The following is a 6,487-nucleotide window of genomic DNA, read 5'->3' as shown; positions in this document are numbered from 1 at the left end:
ACACTTGACTCGCTTCGATCACGCGTCAGCGGGAGGCGAATTCTACAGCGTTTCAAACCGCTGTCAACTGCCTTTTTCACCGCTTCCGAACTTGAAGATCGAAGCACTTCCTCACCATCTGAACGACTAACTCATTGATTAACAAGGCGTTTATCGTTTCGGCTGCGCCGGAAGTGGGGCGAATTATAGACAGATCTGGAGGGGCGTCAACAGGTAATTTCAAAAATCTGTCATATAAGGTCAAAAGCAAAGGGCGGGCCTGTCGGCCCGCCCTTTGTTACTGCAAGAATCGCAACTCAGAGACTCGGGAAAGCAAACTGCGAGGCTTCGTGGCTGGCGCGTTGCGGCCAGCGTTGAGTGATGGCTTTGCGGCGTGTGTAGAAACGTACGCCGTCTGGCCCATAGGCGTGCAGATCACCGAAGAGTGAACGCTTCCAGCCGCCGAAGCTGTGGTAGGCAACCGGTACGGGCAAGGGTACGTTGACGCCGACCATGCCGACTTCGATCTCGTCGCAGAACAGGCGCGCTGCTTCACCGTCGCGGGTGAAGATGCAGGTGCCGTTGCCATATTCGTGGTCGTTGATCAGTTGCATGGCTTGTTCGAGGCTGTCGACACGGACGATGCACAGTACTGGCCCGAAGATTTCCTCTTTATAGATGCGCATCTGCGGGGTGACGTGGTCGAACAGGCAACCGCCGAGGAAGAAGCCTTCTTCGTTGCCTGCCACACTCAGACCGCGGCCATCCACGACGAGTTTGGCACCGGCCTGCTCGCCGTCGTCGACGTAGCCCGACACCTTGTCACGTGCCTGGGCAGTCACGAGGGGGCCCATGTCCAGGCCGCAGGAGGTACCGGCGCCGATCTTCAGGGCCTTGACCTGCGGAGTCAGTTTGGCCACAAGAGCGTCGGCAACCTGGTCACCGACACAGACGGCGACCGAGATGGCCATGCAGCGCTCACCGCAGGAGCCATAGGCCGCACCCATCAGGGCGCTGACCGCGTTGTCCAGATCGGCGTCGGGCATCAGTACCGCATGGTTCTTCGCGCCACCCAGGGCCTGGACGCGCTTGCCCCGGCGAGTGCCCTCGCTATAAATGTACTCGGCGATGGGTGTGGAGCCGACGAAGCTCAACGCCTTGACCTCGGGTGCTTCGATCAGGGCATCCACCGCGACCTTGTCGCCGTGGACGACGTTGAGCACGCCGGCTGGCAGGCCTGCTTCCAGCAACAGTTGGGCTATATAGAGTGTGGAGCTGGGGTCGCGCTCGGACGGCTTGAGGATGAAGCAGTTGCCGCAGACGATGGCCAGCGGGTACATCCACAAGGGAACCATGGCCGGAAAGTTGAACGGTGTGATACCGGCGACGATACCCAAGGGCTGGAAGTCGGACCAGGCATCGATGTTCGGACCGACGTTGCGGCTGTACTCGCCCTTGAGCACTTCGGGGGCTGCGCAGGCGAATTCGACGTTTTCGATGCCGCGTTTGAGTTCGCCTGCGGCGTCCTCCAGGGTCTTGCCATGCTCTTCACTGATCATCTGAGCAATCTTGGCTTCGTTCTGCTCGAGCAGTTGCTTGAAGCGGAACATCACCTGGGCGCGCTTGGCCGCCGGGGTCTTGCGCCAGGCCGGGAAGGCGGCCTTGGCGGAGTCGATGGCCTGTTGCACGGTTTCGCGGCTGGCCAATTGGAGGGTGCGGATAGGTTGGCCGGTGGATGGGTTGAAGACGTCGGCCGTGCGGTCGCCACTGGAAACCAGATCGCCATTGATCAAGTGTTGGATAGTGCTCATGCAAAGGGCTCCTGATAAAAGGGGTCAGTCGATCTGGTTGAGGGCTTCGCCCACGGCGTCGAACAGGCGATCGAGGTCTTGTGGCTGGGCGTTGAAGGTAGGGCCGAACTGCAGGGTGTCGCCGCCGAAGCGGACATAGAAGCCGGCTTTCCACAGTTTCATGGACGCTTCGTAGGGGCGCACGATGGCGTCGCCATCCCGGGGCGCCAGCTGGATCGCACCGGCGAGGCCATAGTTGCGGATGTCGACGATGTTCTTCGCCCCCTTGACGCCGTGCAGCACGCTTTCGAAATGCGGTGCCAGTTCAGCGGCGCTCTGCACCAGGTTTTCGCGCTGCAGCAGGTCCAGTGCGGCAAGACCGGCGGCGCAGGCTACAGGGTGGGCCGAGTAGGTATAACCGTGGGGGAATTCCACGGCGTACTCGGGCGTCGCCTGGTTCATGAAGGTCTGGTAGATCTCGGTGCTGGCGATGACGGCGCCCATCGGGATGGCGCCGTTGGTGATCTGCTTGGCGATGCACATCAGATCCGGCGTTACGCCGAAGGTGTCGGCGCCGAACATGGCGCCGGTGCGACCGAAACCGGTGATGACTTCGTCGAAGATCAGCAGAATGTTGTGCTGGTCGCAGATCTCACGCAGTCGTTTGAGATAGCCCTTGGGCGGCGGTAGGACGCCTGCGGAACCGGCCATGGGCTCGACGATCAGGGCGGCGATGTTGGAGGCGTCGTGCAGCTCGATGACCTTGAGCATTTCGTCGGCCAGGGCGATGCCGCCCTCCTCCGGTGACCCTTTGGAGAAGGTATTGCCCGGCAGCAGGGTGTGGGGAATGTGGTCCACATCCATCAATTGACCGAACATCTTGCGGTTGCCGTTGACTCCGCCCAGGCTGGTGCCGGCCACGTTGACGCCGTGGTAGCCACGGGCGCGGCCGATCATCTTGGTCTTGGTGGCCTGGCCTTTCAGGCGCCAGTAGGCGCGAACCATTTTCACGGCCGTGTCGCAGCACTCGGAGCCGGAGTTGGTATAGAAGACGTGGTTGAGGGTGCCGGGGGTCAGGTCGGTGATCTTTTCCGCCAGCTGGAACGACAACGGATGGCCGTACTGAAACGCGGGCGAGTAGTCGAGCACGCCGAGTTGGCGCGACACCGCTTCCTGAATTTCCTTGCGCGTATGGCCTGCACCGCAGGTCCACAGACCGGAAAGGCTGTCGTAGATCTGGCGGCCCTTGTCATCGGTCAACCAACTGCCCTGGGCCGCGACGATGATGCGTGGATCACGTTGGAAGCTGCGGTTGGCGGTGTACGGCATCCAGTGAGCGTCCAGCTTGAGCTGGCTGGTCACGCCGACGGGGGCGTTCTCGGGCATATTCATGGGCACAAACCTCTTTGAGCGATTGAAGACGCGATGACAAGCGTGTTGCCCCTAAGGTGTCACGGCGATAAAGTCTGGAAAATTCAACTTTTGCGATCTTCAGTCAGGTAATCACTAAACTATGAGCCGCCGTCCCGATCCCCTCGCACAGGTCAGTGATTTCGATATTCGCCTGCTGCGCATCTTCCGTAGCGTAGTGGAGTGCGGCGGTTTCTCTGCGGCGGAGAACGTGCTCGGCATCGGTCGCTCAGCGATCAGTCAGCAGATGAGCGATCTGGAGCAGCGCCTGGGTCTGCGCCTGTGTCAGCGGGGGCGGGCCGGTTTTTCGCTGACCGAGGAAGGCCGTGAAGTCTATCAATCGGCCTTGCAGATGCTGGGTGCGGTGGAGAGTTTTCGCACCGAGGTCAATGGCCTGCATCGTCATTTGCGTGGTGAACTCAACATTGGCCTGACCGACAATCTGGTGACGCTGCCGCACATGCGCATCACCCATGCGTTGGCGCAGTTGAAGGATCGAGGACCGGACGTGCGCATTCAGATCCGCATGATTGCCCCGAGCCAGGTCGAACAAGGGGTGCTGGACGGCAGCTTGCACGTGGGTGTGGTGCCGCAGGCCAGTCCGCTGTCCGGGCTTGAATACCAGCCGTTGTACAGCGAGCGCTCGCTGCTGTACTGCGCGGTGGGCCATCCGCTGTTCTACGCCGACGATGCGCAACTGGACGATGCACGGCTCGATGCCCAGGAGGCGATCGCGCCGACCTTCCGCTTGCCGGCCGAGATTCAGGCGCGTTACCAGGCACTGAACTGCACGGCCAGCGCGTCGGATCGCGAGGGCATGGCGTTCCTGATTCTGACCGGGCGCTACATCGGCTATCTACCCGACCACTACGCGACGTTCTGGGTGCAGCAGGGACGACTGCGCGCACTCAAGGCGGCCGAGCGGTTCTATGACTTGAGCCTATCCTGGGTCACTCGCAAGGGGCGACGCCCGCATTTAGTGCTCGAAAGCTTTCTGGAAAGTTTGTACGAGACACGATGATTTCCTTATCTCGTTGATCTCTTTGGCGTTGTGAACCTGACACGATCAAAACCTGAGCAGTTGGACAGCTTTTTGCACGGCTGTTTTGCAAAGCGAGGGCTGAATCCAGTCCACCCACCGTGCCAAGAGTTCGACGCCATGCCCACCGATACTGCACTGCCCAGCGAATTGATCTACGGTCTGCACGACCGTCCGGCCCCCATGACTTCGATGCTGGCGGCGCTTCAGCACGTACTCGCTGCGTTCGTCGGGATCATCACGCCCCCGTTGATCATTGGCTCGGCGTTGGGCCTCGGCACGCATTTGCCGTACTTGATCAGCATGGCGCTGTTGGTGTCCGGCATCGGCACGTTCATCCAGGCTCGCCGTCCGTTCGGTATCGGCGCAGGCATGATCTGTCTGCAAGGCACCAGTTTCGCCTTTCTGGGGGCGGTGCTGTCGGCCGGCTTCATCGTCAAGCAACGCGGGGGCAGCCCGGAAGACATTCTGGCGATGATTTTTGGGGTGTGCTTTTTCGGCGCGTTGGTGCAGATCGTGCTGAGTCGCTTCATCGGTCAATTGCAACGGGTCATTACTCCGCTGGTGACAGGCATCGTCATTACGCTGATTGGCGTGAGCTTGATCAAGGTCGGTATCACCGACCTGGGTGGAGGCTTCAACGCACCGGACTTCGGTGCGCCGGGTAACCTCGCCCTGGGCGCGTTCGTGTTGGTGGTGATCATTCTGCTCAACCGCAGCGCCGCGACCTGGTTGCGGCTGTCGGCAATCATCATCGGCCTTGCGGTGGGCAGCCTGGCCGCCTGGTTCAGTGGCAAGCTGGTGATCCAACCGCTGCCCGACCTGCCGCTGATCAGTGTGCCGGTGCCTTTCAAGTTCGGTTTCGCTTTCGATTGGACGGCGTTTCTACCCGTGGCGCTGATCTATTTGATCAGCACCCTGGAGACGGTGGGCGACTTGACGGCCAATTGCATGCTGTCGCGACAACCCATCAGTGGGCCGAGCTATATAGAACGGCTCAAGGGTGGCGTGCTGGGCGACGGCGTGAGTTGCATGCTGGCCGCTACATTCAGCGCCTTTCCCAACACGACGTTCGCGCAAAACAACGGTGTGATCCAACTCACGGGCGTGGCCAGCCGCTACGTGGGGCTGTACATCGGCGTCGTGCTGATGCTGCTCGGGCTGTTGCCGATGATCGGTGCCGTGCTGCAGCAGATTCCCAAGCCGGTGCTGGGGGGTGCCACCCTGGTGATGTTCGGCAGCGTGGCGGCCGCCGGGGTACGGATTCTGGCGCAGTCGCCGCTGGATCGGCGCAACATGCTGATCATCGCCACCTCGTTCGGCGTGGGCCTGGGTGTGGCCGCGCAGCCCCAGCTGCTGCACCGCATGCCGCAACTGGTGCAGAACCTGTTCGACTCGGCGATCACCAGTGGCGGTGTCACTGCGCTGGTCATGTGTCTGTTGTTGCCGGAACCCAAGCACAGCGGTGAAGTGTCGACGCAGCAACTGGAAAACGAGCCGGTTTGAGGCGACATTTTCGCAACGACGCTTGTCGGATCCGGGCAGGTGCGTTATCAACGCATCTGCCTTACCCATACGATTTGCTCGGAACCGCCCCATGATGCTTGAAGTCCCCGCGCACAGCGCCTCGGCCAGTGGCAAGCCTGCCAGCCGCATCCGCCAGAAAAATGAGGAAGCGATTCTCAAGGCAGCCGAAGACGAATTCGCCCGGCACGGTTTCAAGGGCACGAGCATGAATACCATCGCGCTCAACGTCGGGCTGCCCAAAGCCAATCTGCATTATTACTTCACCAACAAACTGGGGCTGTACATCGCGGTGCTGAGCAACATCATCGAGCTGTGGGACAGCACCTTCAACACCTTGAGTGCCGAGGACGATCCGGCGCAGGCCTTGACCCGTTACATTCGCGCCAAGATGGAGTTTTCCCGACGTCAGCCACTGGCGTCGCGGATCTTCGCCATGGAGATCATCAGCGGTGGCGAGTGCTTGACCGAATACTTCAACCAGGACTATCGCAGCTGGTTCACGGGGCGCGCCGCCGTGTTCCAGGCGTGGATCGATGCCGGTAAAATGGACCCGGTCGACCCTGTGCACCTGATCTTCCTGCTGTGGGGCAGTACTCAGCATTACGCCGACTTTGCCACGCAGATCTGCCGGGTGACCGGACAGGCGCGGCTGACGCGAGAGGATTTCGAGCAAGCCGGTGACAACCTGATACGCATCATCCTAAAGGGATGCGGACTGACCCCTGCAGTGTGATCACTGCAA

The 6,487-nt window shown here is 60.9% G+C and carries 5 protein-coding genes; 3 read left to right on the top strand and 2 right to left on the bottom strand.

The window, feature by feature from the left end:
- Positions 1-296: 296 nt before the first annotated feature.
- Together B2V21_RS11155 and B2V21_RS11150 are read right to left on the bottom strand one after the other, a co-directional pair.
- Positions 297-1,790, bottom strand: a complete 1,494-nt coding sequence (locus B2V21_RS11155; protein WP_282348471.1) for a CoA-acylating methylmalonate-semialdehyde dehydrogenase — start codon at positions 1,788-1,790, stop codon at positions 297-299.
- 24 nt (positions 1,791-1,814) lie between these two features.
- Positions 1,815-3,161, bottom strand: coding sequence for an aspartate aminotransferase family protein (locus B2V21_RS11150; protein ID WP_090356070.1), 1,347 nt, complete (start codon positions 3,159-3,161; stop codon positions 1,815-1,817).
- A 121-nt stretch (positions 3,162-3,282) separates the two neighbouring features.
- Between B2V21_RS11150 and B2V21_RS11145 the strand changes: the two genes are divergently transcribed.
- The 3 genes from B2V21_RS11145 to B2V21_RS11135 all read left to right on the top strand — a co-directional run bounded on the left by B2V21_RS11145 (position 3,283) and on the right by B2V21_RS11135 (position 6,478).
- Positions 3,283-4,200: a LysR family transcriptional regulator gene (locus tag B2V21_RS11145; RefSeq protein ID WP_286916879.1), complete on the top strand. Its 918-nt coding sequence runs from the start codon at positions 3,283-3,285 to the stop codon at positions 4,198-4,200.
- A 138-nt stretch (positions 4,201-4,338) separates the two neighbouring features.
- Positions 4,339-5,724, top strand: a complete 1,386-nt coding sequence (locus B2V21_RS11140; protein ID WP_286916878.1) for a nucleobase:cation symporter-2 family protein — start codon at positions 4,339-4,341, stop codon at positions 5,722-5,724.
- 91 nt (positions 5,725-5,815) lie between these two features.
- Positions 5,816-6,478: a TetR/AcrR family transcriptional regulator gene (locus tag B2V21_RS11135; protein ID WP_286916877.1), complete on the top strand. Its 663-nt coding sequence runs from the start codon at positions 5,816-5,818 to the stop codon at positions 6,476-6,478.
- Positions 6,479-6,487 lie beyond the last annotated feature (9 nt).

Source organism: Pseudomonas sp. UBA6276, assembly GCF_002438365.1.
Lineage (GTDB): Bacteria > Pseudomonadota > Gammaproteobacteria > Pseudomonadales > Pseudomonadaceae > Aquipseudomonas > Aquipseudomonas coleopterorum.
The sequence above is the reverse complement of the archived record's forward strand: the minus strand, read 5'-3'. Positions and strand labels throughout refer to the sequence as shown.

What these genes read in the sequence shown, in the direction of transcription:
- B2V21_RS11155 (WP_282348471.1), bottom strand. Translation starts at nt 1,790, where the DNA reads ATGAGCACTATCCAACACTTGATCAATGGCGATCTGGTTTCCAGTGGC.
- B2V21_RS11135 (WP_286916877.1), top strand. Translation starts at nt 5,816, where the DNA reads ATGATGCTTGAAGTCCCCGCGCACAGCGCCTCGGCCAGTGGCAAGCCT.
- B2V21_RS11150 (WP_090356070.1), bottom strand. Translation starts at nt 3,161, where the DNA reads ATGAATATGCCCGAGAACGCCCCCGTCGGCGTGACCAGCCAGCTCAAG.
- B2V21_RS11145 (WP_286916879.1), top strand. Translation starts at nt 3,283, where the DNA reads ATGAGCCGCCGTCCCGATCCCCTCGCACAGGTCAGTGATTTCGATATT.
- B2V21_RS11140 (WP_286916878.1), top strand. Translation starts at nt 4,339, where the DNA reads ATGCCCACCGATACTGCACTGCCCAGCGAATTGATCTACGGTCTGCAC.